This window comes from Streptococcus sp. 27098_8_186 (assembly GCF_041432055.1).
GTDB classification, from domain to species: domain Bacteria; phylum Bacillota; class Bacilli; order Lactobacillales; family Streptococcaceae; genus Streptococcus; species Streptococcus dentalis.
The window spans coordinates 511,942-531,892 of the sequence record NZ_JAPVYV010000001.1; the positions used below are offsets into that span (position 1 = coordinate 511,942).

The window sequence follows — 19,951 nt, forward strand, 5'->3', positions numbered from 1 at the left end:
TGATCCTAACGGTGGCTAATTTTCTTCGAAAGGAAGTCCCCGATAAATTGGACCAGAACGATCAGAATCAGGATCAATAAGGTCGCCACAAAGATGACATCATTGTTAAACATGTTTTTCCCGTAGTTGATAGCCAAGGTTCCTAATCCTCCAGCACCAACGGCACCCGCCATGGCGGTTTCTCCAATCAAGGAAATGATGGTCACTGTTGTTACACGGATCAAATCTGGAAGCCCTTCACGTAGGTAGACTCCAACAATATCCCAGAAGGTTGCCCCACTGGCTTGTGCTGCTTCAATCACTCCTCCATCCAATTCGGACAAGACCACTTGGACTTGGCGGGCAAAGAATGGAAAGACAGCCAAGGATAGCGGAACAAGGGCCGCTGTAGGACCGATGGTATTTTTCAAGAGCAAGTAGGTCAATGGATTAATAAAAGCCAACAAGATAATGAAAGGAATAGCGCGGAACAAGGAAGTAATCTTATCCAAAATATGGAAGACAATTCTATTTTCGATGACACCACCTGGACGTGTCAAGACTAATAAAAGCCCTGTCACCAAACCTAAAAATCCACCAATAATGAAGGAAATAACGGTCATATAAAGAGTCAAGTAAATAGCGGTTCCCCATCCATACTGGCCAGACCACCCTAATTTATAGACATTTGGTAAATATGTTTGAATTAACTGGATCATGCTTTTCTCCCATCTTTCACAATAGTCACGGAAACTCCTGCATTTTCTAACTCAGCTTTGGCTGTTTCCAGATTTTGATTTTCACCTGATAAGATGACCACCAATTCTCCAACAGGCGTGTTATCAAGGATTTCGATGTTCCCAAATAAAATGTTGGCAGAAACTTGGTACTGTTTGTAAATATCATTGATGATGGCTGTATCTGTCACAGAACCCGCATACTTGAGATGCGCTAAAATCGAATCATCTGGCAAATTCTTCACAATCGCTTGTTGGTTGATTTTCACCATGGCTTCATCGATTCCTGTTGCAACAGAAATAAAGTCTTGCGTCAAAGCATTTTTCGGATTCGAGAAGATATCTAAAACAGACCCTTCTTCAATCAGTTCGCCATTTTGCATGACAGCTACCCGGTTGGCAATATCTTTGACAATTTGCATCTCATGGGTGATCAAGACAATGGTTAAGCCAAGTTTTTTGTTCAATTCTTGCAACAAAGCTAGAATTTGTTTGGTCGTCTTTGGATCTAAGGCAGAAGTTGACTCATCTGAGATCAAAATCTTTGGATCGTTGGCAAGGGCACGCGCAATCGCTACCCGTTGCTTTTGACCACCAGACAATTGTGCAGGGTAATTTTCTGCACGGTCAGATAGACCAACCAATTCCAACAATTTCGCCACTTTCTCATTCTTTTGTTCTTTGTTTAATTTAGAATGTTTAAGAGCAAAGGCTACATTTTCTGCGACAGTCATTTGGGCCATCAAGTTGAAGTGTTGGAAGATCATCCCAATATCCCGACGTTTCTCCCGAAGGGCAGCCGGTTTTAAGGTCACCTGATCTTGATAAATCACATCTCCATCCACAGTAATGGTTCCGGCGCTAGGCACTTGCAAGAGATTGATCACCCGAACCAAGGTCGATTTCCCGGCTCCAGAATACCCTACAATCCCATAGATATCGCCTTCATTAATATGAATGGTCACATCTTTGACGGCTTGGACCTGACGTTTCTTTTGCTGGAAGGTCACATCAATGTGGTCCAGCTGAATCATTGCTTTACTCATAACTTGCTATTAACTCCTTTATCAATTCAATATGGGTGTAATAATCGGCAATTTTCACATTTTCGTCGCCCCCATGATCACGGCTATTGGCATTGCCGATTCCAAAGGCTGCCATCGGTACCTGCAAAGCCTCAAAGACCGTATGCATTGGCCCTGTACCCGCTGTTGTTGGAAGAACCGAGACTCCTTCTCTATAGAAATCTTTGGCCAACCGAATGACATTTAAAATCGATGGGGCACTCATATCACTTCGGTAACTTTTTTCACCGAGAGTATAGACCAATTCGACCTGATCATAACCGTTCTTCTTCAATTGTTGTTGGATCTTTTCTAAGACATCCTTGGGATCCAGTCCAGGAACCAAGCGCACCTCCATCTTGGCACGCGCCTCTGCCGGAAGAATCGTTTTAACACCTTGTCCTTGGTAACCAGAGCCAAAACCTTCAATATTCAGGGCTGGTTCAAAATAGAAACGGCGCAGGAATTCTTTTCGGTCTTCCTTCAAGATTGGAAGGGTTAGACCATAGGTTTCCGCTACATCTTCTGGTCCTTTGTTGGCATACTGCTCGATCAAAGCTAGCTCGCGTTCATTGGGTTCTTGAATCTGATCATAAATCCCATCCACCAAGATTCGGCCTTCTTTGTCACGAAGACTGGCGATGGCATTTAATAAATACCAAGAAGCAGAGTCTACCACACCGCCATAGCTGGAATGAATATCCACTTCTGCACTCTTCACCACCATATCAAAGGTGACGATCCCTTTGCTACCACCGGAAATTTCCAACTGACCCTGATTATTTCGGGTACCTTGTTCCCAAACTAAGAGGTCCGCCCCACGCAAGTGTTTCTTATGTTTGGCCAAGTATTTATCCAAGTCAGTCGATGCAGACTCCTCTGCCCCTTCGATGATAAAGGTGATATTGACTGGCAAATCGCCACTTTCACGAATGTATTTTCGAAGAGCTGTGAGACGAGCCGTGATATGCCCCTTGTCATCATCAACCCCTCGACCGTACATGGTTCCATAATGGACCGATAAGGTAAAAGGGTCTCCCGTCCAAGGTTGGTCTCCATCAGCTGGTACCGTATCATAGTGGTTATAAAAAATGATGGTTTTGGCTTCAGGATTTGGCGAGAAAAATTTGGCAATCACAAAAGGGGCTGTATAGCTATCATCAACTTCGACTTTGGCTCCTGCAGCTGTAAAAATTTCCCCCAAATAGTTGGCTACTTCCTTGAGACCAACTTGTTGGGCAAAGATGGATTTTTTTGAAATCAAGGTTCGCAACACTTCAAAATAATGTTGTGCGACCTCATCATTTTCAAATTTACGGATTTGTTCCGCTTCTGTTGCAAAAGGCATGCATTCCTCCTAATACACGATAAGAGGTAGAGAATTGCTTCTCCACCTCCTTCATACACTTGAGATCGAATCTTAGAAGACTGGTTGGTCCATTCCTTCTGAAGATTCTTCGATCACTTTCTTCACATTGTCTTTATGATAGGCTTTGATGATTTCTTTGATTGCTTTTGCTTTATCAGATTTTTCCCAATCTTTCTTAGCAGCGATCACGTTGTACCATTGTTTTGAGTTGTTGTCTTTCTTTTCAACATAGATAGCTTTTTTGAAATCAACGCCTGCTTCACGAACGAAGGTATTGTTGATGACTGCAGCATCTACTGATGGAAGAGCAGATGGTGTTTGTGAAGCATCCAATTCAGAAATCTTCAAATCTTTTGGATTTTCTTTAATGTTTGACACGTTTGCCAATTGACCATCTTTGGTATCCAATTTAATCAAACCTGCTGATTGCAAGACATACAAGGCACGGCTTTCATTTGTTGGGTCATTTGGTACAGCGATTGTTCCACCTTTAGGAATTTCTTTAATTGAAGTGTATTTGTTTTTACCGTTTTCTGTACCAGAGTAAAGACGGATTGGAGCGATGTACGTATCTGCTACTGCAACAAGGGCCTTGTCATTTTTAGAGTTCCAGTTATCAAGGAAGTTGTAGTGTTGGAAAGCATTGATATCCACGCTACCATCTTTTACAGCCACGTTTGGTTGTGAGTAGTCTGTAAATTGAGTGAATTCCAATTTGATTCCTGTTTTAGCGTCATCCAAGTTCTTTTGAACTTGATCCCAACGAGCTTTTTCAGTGTCGCTCAAAGTCATAACACCCACTTTTACAGTTGTTTCACCATCTTTGCTAGATGATTTTGAAGAACCACATGCTGCAAGAGCAAATGTTGCGATAGCTGCAAGAGCTGTTAAACCAAGAATTTTTTTCAATTTCATTTTGAAGTCTCCTTTAATTAAATATTATTCTTTAATATCTTTTGCTTCTGGTAGATAAACTCCACCAAAGTATTTTTTAGACAGTTTTTCAAGGGTTCCATTGTCATAGAGTTCCTTGATACGTTTGTTGACAAATTTTTGAAGGTCTTTATCTTCTTTTGCAATAATTGGATACACATAAGGTTGTTGGTCGCTTGGAAGCTCGATAACCTTCAAGTTGTCATAGCCTTGATCACGAATGATAGTATCTACTGAGATCCGTTCGAAGATCTTGTAATCTGTACGACCATCCGCTAGATTAGCCATGATGGTTTGAATGGTTCCATCTGTGTATTGCAAGTTAGTTGGATTATCTGAATGTTTTTTATTGTAATCTTCTAATTGTTTAGCAGTAGATGTTCCTTGAACAACTTCTGTTTTCTTACCACCCAAATCATCCAAAGATTTAATAGAAGAATCTTTTGGTACGACCAATACTAATGGATTGCGAGCATATGGATTTGGATAGAGGTATTTTTCTTCCCGCTCTTTTGAGTAGCTAATGTTGTTGGCACCGATTTGGAAACGGTCACTATCTAAGCCAGCAAAGACTGAAGACCACTCTGTTTTGTTAAAGTTTACTTCATATTTGTCTGAACCTTTGAAGATTTCACGCAAAACTTCGATTTCATAACCAGTTAGCTTACCGTCTTTTTCCTCGTAAGAGAATGGTTTGGTTGTTCCAACAGTCCCAACTTCAATGGTTTTCTTACCACTGGCTGATTTGTCAGATGAACATGCTACTAAAGCACTGGTTGCAAGGACTGCAACTAATCCTAAAGCAGAATACTTAATCACTTTTTTTAGATTCATAGGATCTCCTTATTCGTTTCAGGCACATAAAACGCTATTTTAAAAGTATTTTTTTATTTTATCAAAAAAGCATTTGCTTGCCTAATATATATTTTTTATGGAGGTGATAGTTTTTCTTTATCACACTTCTTTGGCTTTAAAATACCGCAATAAAGCTTGCGCATTTTCAACATAATAGGGAACCGATACCTCAAAGGCTGCATCATCGATGGTCATGTGATCATGATGGAGGTCTGGCGCATCCGGCTCTCCATTCGAACCGATAAAGGCAAAGACTCCAGGAATTCGCTCTTGGTAAAAGGCGAAGTCTTCTCCAGCTGTAGAAGGATTTGCTGGAATCACTTCAGCCAATCCTTGTGAAGCTTCCCAAACTACTTGCGTCAATTCTTCATCATTAAAGGTAACGGGAGGGGTCACACCCCACTCAAAAGCTACATCTACTTCCAAACTTTCTGCAATGTGTCGAATGATGGAAATAAAATGTGCCTTCAAGTCTCTTTGCACACTCGGATTAAAGGAGCGAATGGTTCCTTCAAAATAGCCTGATTTAGGGAGGACATTCCAGGTTGAGCCCACATCCAGGTGCGTAATGGACAAAACAGCTGTTTCAAAGGGAGAAACGGTCCGTGAAATTAATAATTGTAAGTTCTGAACCATGGTTGTGACGGCCGTTACAGTGTCAACTCCCAAGTCTGGTCTTGCAGCATGGCTACTGACCCCTGTGACGGTAACCTTGAATTTCTCAACCCCTGCCATCATAGCTCCAGCATTCAAGGCAAGTTGCCCTGCTTTTAGCTGGGGAATGTTGTGAAAACCAATAATTCCTTGAACATCCTCCAACAGTCCTGTTGCCAAAACATCAGAGGCACCTTCTGAGATTTCTTCTGCTGGCTGAAAGATCAAGCGTACGGTTCCTTCAAGCTGGTCTTCTTTTTCCTTGAGAAGAGCTGCCGCTCCCAGAAGACTGGTTTGATGAAAATCATGACCACAAGCATGCATGACTCCTGGATTCTGACTTTGGTAGGGCAGATTTGTTTGTTCCAAAATTGGAAGGGCATCGATATCTGCTCGAAGTGCCACCACTGGTTGGCCAGACCCAATTTCTGCAATCAGACCAGTTTTTAATCCACTCTCTAAAATACGAATCCCCAACTCTTCTAAACGCTCTTTTAGAAAGGCGGTTGTCTGGTATTCTTGACCAGACAGTTCTGGGTGTTGGTGGATATAGTGGCGAATCTCTGCTAACTCTTCATAAGAAAAAGCCACAAGCCTTCATCTCCTTTCAAACTTAAAATTATTTTATCACTAATAGGTGTATCCGTCTAATTCTTGTTTCTTGGGTTTTGATATAGTTTCAAACTATACATAAAAAACACTCCTAGATTCATGTCCTAGGAGTGCCAACTTCCGCATTAAGAAAGATTTCCCTCAAATTTTTCCATAAAGCTATCACTATTGTAGGCTTTTTCAACTTCCCATTTGCCATCTTTCTTAACAAAGGTCAACTGGTAGTCGTATCGATCTGGCGTCGTCAAGGGACGATCTGCAAGAGAAGCCATCATTTCCTCTCTATAGGCTTTGTTTTGAGCCTGGTTCGCTTCGATGATCCCTGGGTAGTCTTTACGATGTTCCTGATAGAAGGTCTGCATGTGTTTTAAGATCGTCTTTTCCATACTGACTGTCTCAGGATTCAAGCTAATGACTACCTTGTCTGGGAAGTATTGTTTGACCTTATAGGTTAATTTCGCGCGCTTAGCATTTTCCTTTTCATAAGCATCGATAAACTGGTTCACTTCTTCTTCAGAGAATTGGTAATCATGTAGTTTACGAGTAAAGTCAGCCGCAAATTTCGCACGGAAATCACTGGCTTCCTTTTTCAAATCAGTTCCCAAAACAAAAGCGTCATCCTTTTTAACCTTTCGTTGGCCACTGAAGTAAACTTGATTGATGTATTCATCTGCAAGAAGGGTAGAAGCTTCCACCTTGTCCTCATACTGAGAAGAATCCACCGCAAATTTTAAAGGCTTGGATTTTTTATCAGAACTATAGGTTTTTCGTTCATACTGCACTTCATATTTTTTACCTTTTTCGACTGGAAAAACGATATAGCCGGTTAATTTTTTATCCTGAGCCAACTGATCACTCTTGAGCAATTGGAAGGCTTCACTGTGGTCATAAATTCCTGACTGCAATTTGACCTTGTTATTATCTGCATCGTAAATGGTGATATCTGAATCTGACACGTTGATAGATTCTTTGGCAACATTTTTAAATTCTAATTGAAGGGCTAAATAGGTCCCGTCTTCTGAGTCATTAAGGACAGGTGGTTTAATGTATTGCCCTCCTTTTAAACTCACCTCTACTTGACTGTCAGATTCTGAGCTTTTCGCCGCTTTTTCAATCTTTGCTTGCTGCGAATTTGTCTTTTGAGCAGTGGTGCCACAAGCTACTAGACTCAATGTCGCCACAGCAAATAGGGTCCATTTAAAAATCTTTTTCATCCTTATCTCCTTAAAAAAGTTTTGTTCTATTTTAACATCTTTTTCTATCTATGTATACGCTATATAGTGATAACTCTTCCCTATCATAAAAAGGCCAAGACCTTCGTCTCAACCTTTTAACTAAAATATGTTTGGTCTTGATTTTACAAGATGCCTTTTTCTTTTTGAATCATGAAATCCTTGAGGGAAATCAAGAGAACTGCAAGGAGGATCATGGCCATCCCAATCACATCAACCATAAAAAAATGCTCCTTCATAATGACAAAGGCAAAGAAAACTGCCGAAACAGGCTCAAAGGACGCCAGCAAGCTTCCTTTAACGGCTCCTACCAAAGAGGTTCCTTTCAGAAAGGCTGTATAGGCAAAAATCGTCCCAATCACCACCAAGCCAAAAAGGGCCATCCAGGTATCGAGTCTGTAGTTTCCAGAAGAAGAGAGAAGACCACTAAAAGGGAGCATTAGGATTCCTGGAATAGTCATCCCAACTCCAATCACCAGCATGCTTCCCCATTTTTGAATTAAGTTCAGAGGTAGAATGATGTAAAGGGCATAGGCAAATGCTGACACCACTCCCCAAGCCAAACCTTTGGGATTGATGGCCAATTGATTGAGTTGACCATGGGTTGCTATTAAGAATGTGCCACCAATCGCTAGAAGCATCGAAAACACTTCTGCTAGTGTAGGGGCCACCTTATCCATGATACAGGTATAGGCTAAAATTCCCACTGGACAGAGATACTGTAACACCGTAGCAGTCCCAGCATTGGTTTCAGCAATCGCCTCTAAATAGGTCAACTGAGTCAATAACAATCCTAAAAAGGCAAAAATAAGAAGGGGAAGGTAGGAAGATTTATCTTTGGCAAAGGCCAAAAACTTCTCCTTATCTGCAACGTAGGAAAGAAGAATAAGGACAATTCCAGAAAAAAGCAAACGGAGATTTGTTAACTCAATAGCCGAAAATCCATGAACCATTAAATATTGCCCGCTAACTCCGGATAGTCCCCAAGCGATCCCGGCGATCAAGGTCATGAGTGTTCCTTTCATCGTCTTTGACATAGTCCCCTCCTAAATCTGTTCCTTACTTTTATTGTATCATAAAAGGCCGAAACGAAACGTTTCAGCCTCATATATTTCATATAAATTTATTCGCTTATTCAGGTTGAACCAAAATCTTGATTTGAGATTTATCTTGTGTTAATTCAATAAATCCTTCTTCAACGATATTATCCAATTTAATTTTCTTGGTAACCAATTTTTCAGCAGAGAAGTAGCCTTGTTCCATCAATTCCAATACTTTAGGGAAAATATGACGGTAGGCAATAATTCCTTTGAGAGATTTTTCTTGGATAGCGAATTCATTTGGATTGATGCTAGCTTCACGTTCCCAGATAGATACGACCATACATTCCCCAGCTTTATGAACAGCTGCAAGGGCTTGACCTAAAACAACTGGAACTCCAGTCACTTCATAAGAAACATCTGCTCCACCACCTGTCAAGCGATGGATGGCTTCGACGATTGTTTCTCCTTCTTCTGGGCGAACAACGATTGCTCCCAATTCTTCCGCTTTCGCTTGGCGTTCAGGAGATAATTCAACCGCATAGATTTTTGATGCTCCTGCTGCACGAAGGGCTTCAACAATCAAAAGACCGATTGGACCCAAGCCAAAGATAACGGCTGTATCCCCAGTTTTCAATGCAGATTGACGAACGGCATAAACAGCCACAGCTGCAGGTTCTGTAAGCGCAGCTTGTTCATAGCTCAAGCCATCTGGAATCACATGGACAATGTCACCGTCAAGGACACAATATTTGGCAAAACCACCATCTGCAGCAAGGCCGACAAAGTTCAAGTTTGGATCAAGGTTATAGTCACCGATTAGGTTATGTTTTGCCAAAATTGGTTCAATCGTCACGCGATCCCCAACTTTGACACGAGTCACATCACTTCCGACTTCTACAATTTCACCAGAGAATTCATGTCCCAAAGTAACCGGTGCTTTTTGACCAGAATACACATGTTCTTCAGTTGGGATGAAGATCGGTCCATCCAAATATTCATGCAAGTCCGTCCCACAGATCCCTGTGAACTTAACTGCCACTTTTACTTGATGTGGTTGTACTTCAGGTACTTCCACTTCTTCGATACGAACGTCTTTTGCTGCATGCCAGCGAGCTGCTTTCATAGTAGCCATAGGATAATCTCCTTTATATTTCCATGATTTGCATTTTCCTTTTCAGGAAACTCAACAAATCCATTGTAAGCCTTTTCACAAACTTTGTCAAGAAAAAACTGAAGATGAAAAAAGAGCCGCCCTTCGACTGCTCCTTCTTACCTCTTCTTGATTCGTGAATTCTCTATTCTCCAGCCCACCATCCAACCAAGGACAAGGAGATAATTTTCAAGCGCACCAATCCCATTGACCGGCAGATGATAGTGAAAATAACTGAAAAGATGATTGGTCCCAATTCCAAACCCACCAATGATCAAGGCCACTAGTACCGTCCGAAGATAAAACCAATCGTATTTGAGATTGACGGCAATCAAGATCACAAGGACTGCCATATTCCAAATCCCAATCTCCCGTTGCCAACCGACAGAAATACCATATCCCGAATGACTTCCCATATAGGATGGAAAGAATAGTTGGAAGATAATCGCTCCAGACATAGCGATAATGACTAGGATAAATAAAACTCTTAAAAATTTGTTCATGTGACTCCTCCTAATGATAGTTGATATGTAATGGTCTTTCCTATTCTAACACAATTTTATGGATAGTAAAAACCAACCTCTCGGCTGGTTCTTTTTCTATCAATCTTCTTTCAACTTCGCCAATTCTTGAGCAAGTAACTTGAGGGCTACTTGTGGGTTAGCTTGGCCTTTGGTTGCTTTCATGAGGAAGCCTGTGAAGGCCTTGTCCGCATTCCGTTTCCCTGACTTGAAGTCGGCTACGGCTGCTTCATTGTCTGCGAAGACTTGGTGGATGATTGGAATCAAGACTTCAGGGTCTGAAATCTGTACCAATCCGGCTTTTTCGACGTATTCACGCGCACCGCCACCGTTTTTCGCCAAATGAACGAAGACTTTCTTGGCAATCTTAGAAGAGATGGTTCCATCTTCGATGATGGCAATCATTTCTACTAAGTTTTCTGGTGTTAATTGGATTTCTTCCAGTGTTTTGCCTTCTGCATTCATGAATTGCGCCACTTCACCTTGGAGCCAGTTAGACACTTGCTTGGCATCTCCACCAAGGGCTACGGCTGCTTCAAAGAAGTCAGAAGTGACTTTCGTCGCTGTCAATTGGCTGGCATCATAGTCAGACAAGCCAAGCTCTGCCACATAGCGAGCACGGCGGTCTTTTGGAAACTCTGGCAACTCCGTGCGCATTTCCTCAATCCACTCATCTGAGATTTCAAACAATGGAAGGTCTGGTTCTGGGAAGTAACGGTAATCCGCTGCTCCTTCTTTGACACGCATAAGAATCGTGCTCTTGTTGGCCTCATCATAACGGCGTGTTTCTTGACGAATGACACCACCTGAACGCAAGATTTTCGCTTGGCGCTCAACTTCGTATTCAAGACCTTTACGGACGTTGGAGAAGGAGTTCAAGTTTTTCAACTCCGTCTTGGTACCAAATTCCTCTTGACCGTATGGACGAAGGGAAATATTGGCATCGACCCGCATCGATCCTTCTTCCATCTTGACGTCAGAAATACCTGTGTACTGGATGACTTCTTTGAGGGCTGTCAAATAAGCATAGGCTTCTTCTGGAGAACGCATATCTGCTTCAGATACAATCTCGATCAATGGCACCCCTTGACGGTTGAGGTCTACATAAGAGAAGCCATCTGTTCCGTGTGTGTTCTTACCAGCATCTTCTTCCAAGTGGGCCCGTTCAATCCCGATTTTCTTCGTTGAGCCGTCTTCCAATTGCACTTCAATCCAACCGTTGTAACCGATTGGCTCATCAAATTGTGAGATTTGGTAGGCTTTTGGATTATCAGGATAGAAATAGTTCTTACGGTCAAAGTGCATGTGCTGGTGGATATCCATATTCAGGGCCAAAGCAGCCTTGATACCAGCGTCCACAACACCCTTGTTCAAGACAGGAAGCACCCCTGGGAAAGACCAGTCGATCACATTAGTATTGGCATTTTGCTCGTTCCCAAAGTGAGCAGAGGTTGGTGAGAAAATTTTTGAGTTTGTATTCAATTCAACGTGGACTTCAAGTCCGATGACTGTTTCAAAGTTCATTAATTGTCACCTCCGAAAATAAGGGGTTGTTGCTTGTGATAATCCGTTGTTGCTTCAAAGGTAGCTGCAGCTTGGTAGATGGTCTCTTCCGAATACTTCGGACCAATCAACTGCAGACCAACTGGAAGACCTTGAGCAAAACCTGCAGGAATCGAAATCCCTGGAAGACCTGCCAAGTTAACTGGAATGGTCAAGAGGTCCGCCAAGTACATAGCAACCGGATCATGGTTAAGCGAATCCAAATCAAAGGCCACGCTTGGAGCTGTAGGACCAAGGATGAGGTCGTAATCCGCAAAGACTTTTTCGAAGTCTTGGATAATGAGGGTACGAACTTGTCCGGCTTTCTTGTAGTAAGCATCGTAGTAACCAGATGACAAACTGAAGGTTCCCAGCATGATCCGACGTTTGACTTCATCACCAAAGCCTTGGCTACGAGTGTTCACGTAGATATCATCCAAGTTCTTAGCATCTTCCGCACGGAAACCATAACGAATCCCGTCAAAACGTTGCAAGTTTGAAGAAGCTTCAGATGAAGCGATGATGTAGTAGACAGCAACCCCGTATTTAGAATGAGGCAGACTGACTTCTTCGACAGTTGCTCCCAATTTTTCAAAGTGTTTCGCCGCATTAAGGATGGTTTCTTTGACTGCTGGATCAATCCCTTCACCGAGGTATTCCTTCGGAAGGGCAATCTTCATACCTTTGATGTCTTTACCAATCTTAGAAGTAAAGTCTGCTACACGAACAGGTGCAGATGTTGAATCCTTGGCATCTTCGCTGGCAATGACATTAAGCAAGAGCGCATTTTCCTTAACGGTTGGTGCAAACGGTCCAATTTGGTCAAGTGAGCTACCAAAGGCAATGAGACCAAAACGGGAAACCGTTCCATAAGTTGGTTTGAGACCAACAATCCCGTTGAAGGCAGCAGGCTGGCGGATAGAACCACCGGTATCTGAACCAAGGGACAAACGGACTTGACCTGAGGCGACAGAAGCTGCTGAACCACTAGAAGATCCACCAGGCACCTTGCTGTGGTCCCAAGCGTTTTTAGTCGCGCCATAGTAAGATGTTTCACCAGATCCACCCATGGCAAATTCATCCATGTTGGTCTTACCGATGACAATCATATCTTTGGCTTTAGCATTGGCAACAGCTGTCGCATCAAAGATTGGCTCATAGTTATAGAGCATTTTTGAAGCCGCAGTGGTCAAGATGCCATCTGTTGAGATATTGTCTTTGACAGCGAGTGGAATCCCTGACAAGAGGTTGTCTGCATCGATTCCTTTTTCATCAATGGCCTTAGCTTGCGCAAGGGCAGCTTCTTCGGCCACCGTTACAAAGGCGTTAACTGCTTCTTCACGCGCCTTAATATCGTCAAGCGTTGCTTGGGTCAATTCCGTTGCCGAAATTTCCTTAGAGACAAGGAGGTCGTGCAACTCTTCAATGGTTTTATGGTTGAATGACATTAGGCATCTCCTCCATCTTCTAGGATAGCTGGTACCTTGATGTAGTAATTATCTTTTTCAGGTACATTTTTAAACAAGCGGTCACGGTCCGTCCCTTTTTCAGCAACATCCGGACGCAATACGGTCTTGCGATCCGCCATAGTCGTTGTTGGGGCAACACCTGTTGTGTCCACTTCTTCCAACAATTCCACCATATCGACAATCTTCGACAAGGTTGTCGCAAACTCAGCTGTCTCTTCTGGAGAGAATTTCAATTTTGAAAGATTGGCAACGTGGGTTACCTCTTCTTGCGTAATTTTCATCTTGCTTCCTTTCGTGAAATGATGATTTTCCAATACCCTCTATTTTACCATAATTTAGCCTAATTTGCTTGCCTTAGAAAAAATCTGTAGGACTTTTTTGTCACTACAGATTCTTCTTTTTATATTTCTTTTCCGCCTAATTGCCCCATCTCCATTAATGTCTCTTTCCAGATTTCCTGGACGTTAGATGTGAGATAGGAAGAGGCCAAGTCATAAGAAGCCTGGTGAAATGGAGCAAGGTCGCTTTCAAAGAGCTGGACCAGCTTTTCTGCCAACTCTTTCACCAATTGTTCTTCTGGCATTATCTCGCTATAAGGGACCAAAAAGCCATTTTCACCCTCTTTTATAAAAGTTGGATTACCATAACGGGCATCAAAGCCGAGCAAGGCTAACCCTGCTCCAGCCGCCTCCATCAAAGTCAAACCAAAGGTCTCCCACTGAGAAGTGGTGAGGTAAACTTGGTAGCAAGGATAGATCTGCTGAAGATCCGCATGACCGCGTAGGTGAATATAATCTTGTGCTGCAAGCTCCTGAATCAAGTGTCGCAAGTTGTCCGCTTCTCCACCCTTTCCATAAATATCAAACTGAAGGGCTGGAAGTTGTTCATGAGCTTGGGCCACTACTCGAATAGCCAAATCGATGCGTTTTCTTGGATCCAAACGGGAAGCTGTGAGCACACTAAAGGGAGATCTGTCTCCTTGTGATTCCGTCAATTCTTCTAGATGCCCTACCGGAATGCTATAGATTGGAATTCCTTTGCAGCCTTGTTTAGCAAGTGTCTGCTCCAAGACTTCTTTTTGAAGATCCGTCGCCGTGATGAAGTAATCGAAGCGTTTGGCATACTTGAACACATAATAATACTCATAGTTGAGATGCCCATTTTCAAATTCATGCTCCGAATGAAACACCATGGCGAGCTTGGAAGGAGCAGCTTTCTCCAACAAAGGGCGGGCAAAATCCATGCGTGAGGCCCGATCAAGCAGAATCAGATCTTCTTCTTTTAACGATAGCTGCAACAAAAAACGTCTCATCACTTCTGTATGGTTGGTCAAAACCTCAGGTCCCAGTTTATAGAGCCAGCTTTCACCCAACCTCAATTCTTCAAAAGCGATACTTCCATCTTGATTGTGATAGGTCCGTCTGAGTATCCTACCATATTGAAAATACTCTGTAGCAAGTTTACAAGCTCCATAATACTCTCGTTTGATCATATTTCCCGCTAAAAGATAGTCTACATAGCGGACACAGTCTGGATGATAGGGATCCAGATAAAAGGTTAGTTCGTTTTTATCCGCAAATTGGTAGCGAATGGCTCCTTCCGTTTTTTCAATAGTATCTAAACGAGTCAGTTGAAACTCCATTTGCAAGTCCCCCACTGTCTTTTGAGGAACACTGGTTTTTTGATCTGTAAATATCAGATGAGCAAAGAGTAATTCCTCATCCCGGTGCCCCAAAGAGAGGTAATAGGCTAATTTTTCTGGAGTGGGCCATGTGGTAAAGACAAACTTCGCTGTCACTCCCAAGCCCCGGAGTATCTTTGCCCGAGAGGCTTGTGCAACATCGACCCCATTTGGTTCATATCCTACTAATAGATTAAAGGTATAAATGGTCATCCTAGACCTCCCTCTAATCGATTAAACAGCTCTCCCAAAACTTCTTTTTTAGGCAGTTCTAAGATTCGTGCTTGCTCTCTTAACATTTCTTTGAAGGCCTCTGGATGCTGGAGCAATATTTCTAGTTGCTGTTTCATTTCTTCGACTGTATCTGTGATCGTGCTCAATTCTTTATAGGCTTCATCATGAACCGTACTCTTCAAACCAAACAAGACTTGCTCATTTTCAAGAGCTTGAAGACTACTGCTCCACACTTCTTCTCCTTGGTTGCAATCCAGATAAATAGAGCAACTGGATAACAACTCCTCATATTTTCCCAGTGAAATCCCTGGATAGAGGCGCACATTGAAGCAACTCGCTAAATCTGTTAATTTCGGACCCATGGCCGTCAAAGCAGCAACGTGAAAGGTCACTTGTGGGAATTGATGGACCAAGCTAGATAAGCCTTCGACCTCTTGAGAAGCCGTCATGACTAGAGCTTCTGGTTGAAAACTTTCCTGCTCCACATCTACTAGCCCTGACAAGACTGTGATCCCGTCTTTTCTCTCACTCAATAGACCATCTTCTAACAATAAAATCTGGTCAACATGCTCTTTGATCTCATCTAGATCATGAGTTTCTCGTGCACAGTAGGCCAGTCTTTCTTTAGGTATCTCTTTCACAACATCTAGCAATGTCTTATCCAACAAAAGAATAGCTTCATTTTCGGGCAAGAGTTGTTTCAGAACAACTCTTTGTAGCTCTTCCTTATTAGCATACAGGTGATCAAGTCCTTTAGAAGGTTGATGCAAAAAGATTCCTTGTGAGACAAAGTGAAGCAGGACTTCTTCTTGCTGACGGTTCAAATAAATATCTAAATATGGTTGACCGGCTTCCGTTAGGAGACTCCGTTTGCTTCTCCAGCCATAGCGGTTGTATATATCAATGGATACGACCTCTTCTCCCTGACCAAACCACTCCACTCTTTCAACCGTTCGTGACAAAATATCCTCTCTCAAAACCACGTTGGCGCGCCGTTCCTCACCATCAAAAAGATAGGTTGTGATCCCCAGGGTCCAACATTCCCATAATTCTGGGACTGCTAAATCATTGAAAAATAATGGTTTCCCAACTTTTGATGTTGGGTCTTTTTGGGTAAAAAAGGTCGCAAGACTATCTGTCTGTTCAGCTAAATCAGTTTCCAGATTGGTCACAAATACTCGATAGGTCTGGCCAAGTTTGGCCAATAATCTTTGCAAACGATCCAGCTCTTTGGTCTGCTCTGGTGCAATAATGAACATGCTGATCCTTTCTCGTCAATAATTAGTTAGCCTAGGGTTTCAATGAAACCGAGGTTGATCACCACACGCTCATAGGTTTCTGACCCTTGCAAGCCTGCTTCCTCTAATTTTTCAAGGGCCCGTTTCAAGCGCGTTTTGTAGATATAGCGATGCCAGGTCAAATCATAGCCTAACATCCCCAGTAGAGCCAATTTTTCTTGCTTAGCTTCCATCTCATCGACGACTCGCTTTTCTGTCCAAACCTGGGACAGAGTATCTGCACGGCCCACGCGATACCAATAAATACATTTTTCCGTATGAACTACCCGATGGGCTTTTAAGAAGAGCTTATACATCAGGAAGTTATCCTCGACATTTTTTCCAACCGGAAAACGAAGCCCTTCAAATAAGCTACGCTTATAGAGCTTCATCATGGCACAAGCCCAGGCCATATCTCTGGTCTCCTGGATAGCATCGTGGTCCATGATCTCGCGTCCCTCATAAAGAGATTCTGAATAATCGTCGTCCGTTACCTTGATCAAGTATTTGCTACTACTGTCATCATAGAGGTTATAGTTGGCTACTGAAACATCCGCACCATACTTTTGAAGTTGACGATAGAGCACTTCTACATAGTCCTCCGTCACCCAGTCATCTGGATCAATAAAGGTGATGTAATCACCAGTTGCTAGCTCAATCCCTGTATTCCGAGCAGCAGATAAGCCCCCATTTTCTTGGCGAACGTAGCGGATGCGCGCATCCTTCCTAAAAAATTCTTTACAGATCTCTTCTGACTGGTCTGGCGAACCATCATTGACCAGGATAATTTCCAAATGAGGGTAGGTCTGATGGATAACCGTTTCCAAACATTGTCTCAAATAAGCTTCTACATTATAGATGGGAATGATGATACTCACTACTTCATTTGTTTCCATGCTTCTTCTCATTTCTCTTTAAATAATCGCGAATCGCTGCCACCATCTCCTGCACCTGGTCATCCGCAAACACTTGGTTCTCACCATTTTCCACATGATTCGTTCCTTCAAAAGAGAAAATCGGTAAGCCCAATTGATGGACCGTTTGCGTCATCTGATCCACCTCATCATAAGGATTGATATCCAAATAGAAATCCAATTTTTCTAGGACCTTTCGACTGGTCAAGGGATCAAAAGAGGGATAAAGAAAGAGGTTGGGATAGCGTTCCAATTGCACCAAGTTAAAACCAAAATGGCTATGGGCAAGGACATGAATCGCTACGTCTGGCAATTCTTTTAACAAAGTCTCCAACTCGTAGATATCTGCTGTATGGGTATAAATGGCGGCATGATAAGGAAATTCTCCCACTAGATCTGGATAGGTTTGCTTTAAAATTGGTTTTCGAAGCAAAATTTCCTCCCAAGAGAGGGCATAGTAAAACCACCATAATTCACGAAAACGATTGAAGCGTTTAGAGGTCCATGGTTTATTATGAGAGGTATAATGAACGACCGCGGGAATCCCTTGAAAGGCATCGTACCAGTCTAAATCTCCATAGTGATATTGATCCTTATCAGACCCTACTTGTAGATTATAGGTCCAAGGTAAAGGGTACCACGCATCTTTGAAATACAGATTCAAAATTCCTTGGTCTCCGTATACATGCTGATGGTACTCGCGAGTAAGGTCAAAAAGTGCCTCTGTCACTTGGTGCTCTTGCCACCAAACCCTATCAATCACCAAAAGTCCAGCATTAAAACCATCTGTCGTCGTCGGCTTATCTACCACTGCCCCCAGTCCATGACCTTTTAAATCGACCTCAAACAAAGGCGATAAATCCTGTGTAAAGATCATGTCACAATCCAGATAGAGGATCCGCTTTTCCTCCACAATCTCTGGAATAGCGTAACGGAAATAGGTTGCATAGTGAATATGGTTACTTGGAAGCGAGAAGGACTGGAATTGCTCGGGAGACATCCGACAATTGATCACTTCTGAATCCAACTGGCGCAAGCGCTGATTCATGATAGCAAACCACTCTGTTGGTAGATCTTCATTTAAAACATAAATTTTCAACCGGTCCTGATGGGCGCACAATGACTTCATAGCGGTTTCCAATTTTTCCATATAAGATAGATCGGCTGAAAAGACGACAGCTTTTTTATTCATAACTCCCCCTTATATTCTTCCATTAGGATACCATTTTCGAGAGAGGAAGACAATCTCTAAGCCCTAAAAAGAGGTCCAGACAAATGTCTACGACCTCTTTTACATTGTTTTCTTATTTTGTGTCTAATACAGCAAGTGCATCGTCGACCAAGCTTGCCCCTAAGACATGCTTGAAATGATTCAAGGCAAACTGATGATTTTCAGGAGTAAGTGACGCCACTGCAGGTTCCACGACTTCGATCTGATAGCCGAGATTATATGCATCAACCGCAGTATGGAGGACGCAGATATCGGTCAAGACACCTGTCAAAATAACGGTATCTACATGACGTTCCCGCAGGCGGATATCTAGGTCCGTTCCTGAAAAAGCAGAATAATGACGTTTATCCATCCAAAAAACTCGTGGATCCGCTTTGTGCTCCCGATAAAAATCTGCCAAAGGGCCGTACAAATCACGTCCGCTGGTCCCAATGATATTATGAGGTGAGAAGAGCTTGCTTTCAGGATGAAATGGATCCTCTACATCATGCGCATCAATGGCAAAAAAGATATAGGCTCCTTGGTCAAAGGCCAATTGGGTCACCTGAGCAATAGTCTCAGAAATGGCTTGTGCAGGAGCACCTGCCGTAAGCTTACCATCATCTGCTACGAAATCGACAGTATAGTCAATTGAAATCAAAGCTTTAGTCATTAGTAATCTCTTTTCTTAATTTCCTCAAAGATATCTGGAATCAACACTTTGAGATAGGTTCCCTTCATTCCAAGTGAACGGCTTTCAATAATACCAGCTGACTCCAATTTCCGAAGTGCATTGACAATCACAGAGCGGGTAATGCCAATCCGATCCGCGATGATAGAAGCAGTCAACTGCCCCTCATTTCCTTTCAATTCACTAAGGATGGCAGAAACAGCCCGCAACTCAGAGTAAGACAAGGTATTGACAGCCATATTCACCGCTGTACGACGACGAATATTCTTCTCGTCTTCCTCGCGTTGGTAGTTCAACATTTGAATCCCTACCACGGTACTCGCAATCTCAACCAAGATCAAATCATCATCATCAAACTCTTTATCATTCCGCCAAATGATCAAAGACCCCAAACGAATCCCAGAAACATGAATGGGCGCAATGGTCGTCAATCCATCAGGAAATTCCGACTTGGTCTCAATTGGAAAGACCGTCAAATCATGCTCGATGGGAAGGTTTGCTTCCGTATCATAAACTAAGCTTGCTGCTTTAGCATAATCTTCTGGTAATTTTTTATTTTGAAAGAAAGCTTCTACCCGGTCATTGTTGGTCTTGTAACGCATGAAATAACCAAGGAGGGTTCCTTTGCTATTAATGATACAGGCATTACAGTGAATAATATCCGCCAATTGCTGAGCAATATCATTGTAAGGCATCTCAGCCTGCAACTGTTCATCTGTCCGTTTCAAGATAGATGTAATTTTTCGTGTCTTTTCTAATAAATTTGCCATAATAAACCTCGCAT

The 19,951-nt window shown here is 42.6% G+C and carries 19 protein-coding genes; all 19 read right to left on the minus strand.

Annotated features, from left to right (window positions below; genetic code table 11):
- Positions 1-5 precede the first annotated feature (5 nt).
- Positions 6-698, minus strand: coding sequence for a methionine ABC transporter permease (locus O3602_RS02510; RefSeq protein ID WP_003005708.1), 693 nt, complete (start codon positions 696-698; stop codon positions 6-8).
- Positions 695-1,762 carry a methionine ABC transporter ATP-binding protein gene (locus O3602_RS02515; RefSeq protein WP_371611079.1) on the minus strand — a complete coding sequence of 356 codons (1,068 nt, stop codon included), beginning with the start codon at positions 1,760-1,762 and terminating at the stop codon, positions 695-697. The genes O3602_RS02510 and O3602_RS02515 overlap by 4 nt, the downstream gene beginning before the upstream one ends.
- Entirely contained in the window at positions 1,755-3,128 is a 1,374-nt protein-coding gene (locus O3602_RS02520) for a M20/M25/M40 family metallo-hydrolase (protein ID WP_371611080.1), read from the minus strand. The genes O3602_RS02515 and O3602_RS02520 overlap by 8 nt, the downstream gene beginning before the upstream one ends.
- 72 nt (positions 3,129-3,200) lie before the next feature.
- Entirely contained in the window at positions 3,201-4,064 is an 864-nt protein-coding gene (locus tag O3602_RS02525) for a MetQ/NlpA family ABC transporter substrate-binding protein (RefSeq protein ID WP_151378699.1), read from the minus strand.
- Between the two features lie 24 nt (positions 4,065-4,088).
- On the minus strand, positions 4,089-4,916 hold the full coding sequence (locus O3602_RS02530) for an amino acid ABC transporter substrate-binding protein (RefSeq protein ID WP_003005427.1): 828 nt from the start codon (positions 4,914-4,916) through the stop codon (positions 4,089-4,091).
- Between the two features lie 120 nt (positions 4,917-5,036).
- On the minus strand, positions 5,037-6,182 hold the full coding sequence (locus O3602_RS02535) for an amidohydrolase (RefSeq protein ID WP_003013443.1): 1,146 nt from the start codon (positions 6,180-6,182) through the stop codon (positions 5,037-5,039).
- Between the two features lie 146 nt (positions 6,183-6,328).
- A complete protein-coding gene (locus O3602_RS02540; RefSeq protein ID WP_371611081.1) occupies positions 6,329-7,417 on the minus strand; it encodes a DUF4352 domain-containing protein in 1,089 nt (362 codons plus the stop codon).
- 143 nt (positions 7,418-7,560) lie between these two features.
- On the minus strand, positions 7,561-8,472 hold the full coding sequence (locus O3602_RS02545) for a DMT family transporter (RefSeq protein WP_003013343.1): 912 nt from the start codon (positions 8,470-8,472) through the stop codon (positions 7,561-7,563).
- Positions 8,473-8,566: 94 nt separating this feature from the next.
- Positions 8,567-9,610: a 2,3-butanediol dehydrogenase gene (locus O3602_RS02550; protein ID WP_003013477.1), complete on the minus strand. Its 1,044-nt coding sequence runs from the start codon at positions 9,608-9,610 to the stop codon at positions 8,567-8,569.
- 137 nt (positions 9,611-9,747) lie between these two features.
- Positions 9,748-10,131: a hypothetical protein gene (locus O3602_RS02555; RefSeq protein ID WP_155124678.1), complete on the minus strand. Its 384-nt coding sequence runs from the start codon at positions 10,129-10,131 to the stop codon at positions 9,748-9,750.
- A 99-nt stretch (positions 10,132-10,230) separates the two neighbouring features.
- Positions 10,231-11,673 (minus strand): Asp-tRNA(Asn)/Glu-tRNA(Gln) amidotransferase subunit GatB, encoded by a 1,443-nt coding sequence (gene gatB, locus O3602_RS02560; protein WP_003013267.1) that lies wholly within the window; start codon positions 11,671-11,673, stop codon positions 10,231-10,233.
- On the minus strand, positions 11,673-13,139 hold the full coding sequence (gatA, locus tag O3602_RS02565; protein ID WP_371611082.1) for an Asp-tRNA(Asn)/Glu-tRNA(Gln) amidotransferase subunit GatA: 1,467 nt from the start codon (positions 13,137-13,139) through the stop codon (positions 11,673-11,675). The genes gatB and gatA overlap by 1 nt, the downstream gene beginning before the upstream one ends.
- Positions 13,139-13,441, minus strand: coding sequence for an Asp-tRNA(Asn)/Glu-tRNA(Gln) amidotransferase subunit GatC (gene gatC, locus O3602_RS02570; protein ID WP_002884769.1), 303 nt, complete (start codon positions 13,439-13,441; stop codon positions 13,139-13,141). The genes gatA and gatC overlap by 1 nt, the downstream gene beginning before the upstream one ends.
- Positions 13,442-13,560: 119 nt before the next feature.
- Entirely contained in the window at positions 13,561-15,054 is a 1,494-nt protein-coding gene (locus O3602_RS02575) for a glycosyltransferase (RefSeq protein ID WP_371611083.1), read from the minus strand.
- Positions 15,051-16,334 carry an accessory Sec system glycosyltransferase GtfB gene (locus O3602_RS02580; protein ID WP_371605462.1) on the minus strand — a complete coding sequence of 428 codons (1,284 nt, stop codon included), beginning with the start codon at positions 16,332-16,334 and terminating at the stop codon, positions 15,051-15,053. Before O3602_RS02580 ends, O3602_RS02575 begins: the two co-directional genes overlap by 4 nt.
- Before the next feature lie 26 nt (positions 16,335-16,360).
- Complete coding sequence (locus O3602_RS02585; RefSeq protein ID WP_371611084.1) at positions 16,361-17,248, minus strand: glycosyltransferase family 2 protein; 888 nt, start codon at positions 17,246-17,248, stop codon at positions 16,361-16,363.
- Positions 17,235-18,458: a glycosyltransferase gene (locus tag O3602_RS02590; RefSeq protein WP_371605464.1), complete on the minus strand. Its 1,224-nt coding sequence runs from the start codon at positions 18,456-18,458 to the stop codon at positions 17,235-17,237. The genes O3602_RS02585 and O3602_RS02590 overlap by 14 nt, the downstream gene beginning before the upstream one ends.
- 112 nt (positions 18,459-18,570) lie before the next feature.
- Positions 18,571-19,149: a cysteine hydrolase family protein gene (locus O3602_RS02595; RefSeq protein WP_371611085.1), complete on the minus strand. Its 579-nt coding sequence runs from the start codon at positions 19,147-19,149 to the stop codon at positions 18,571-18,573.
- Positions 19,149-19,937 (minus strand): GTP-sensing pleiotropic transcriptional regulator CodY, encoded by a 789-nt coding sequence (gene codY, locus O3602_RS02600; RefSeq protein ID WP_003013084.1) that lies wholly within the window; start codon positions 19,935-19,937, stop codon positions 19,149-19,151. Before codY ends, O3602_RS02595 begins: the two co-directional genes overlap by 1 nt.
- Positions 19,938-19,951: the final 14 nt, after the last annotated feature.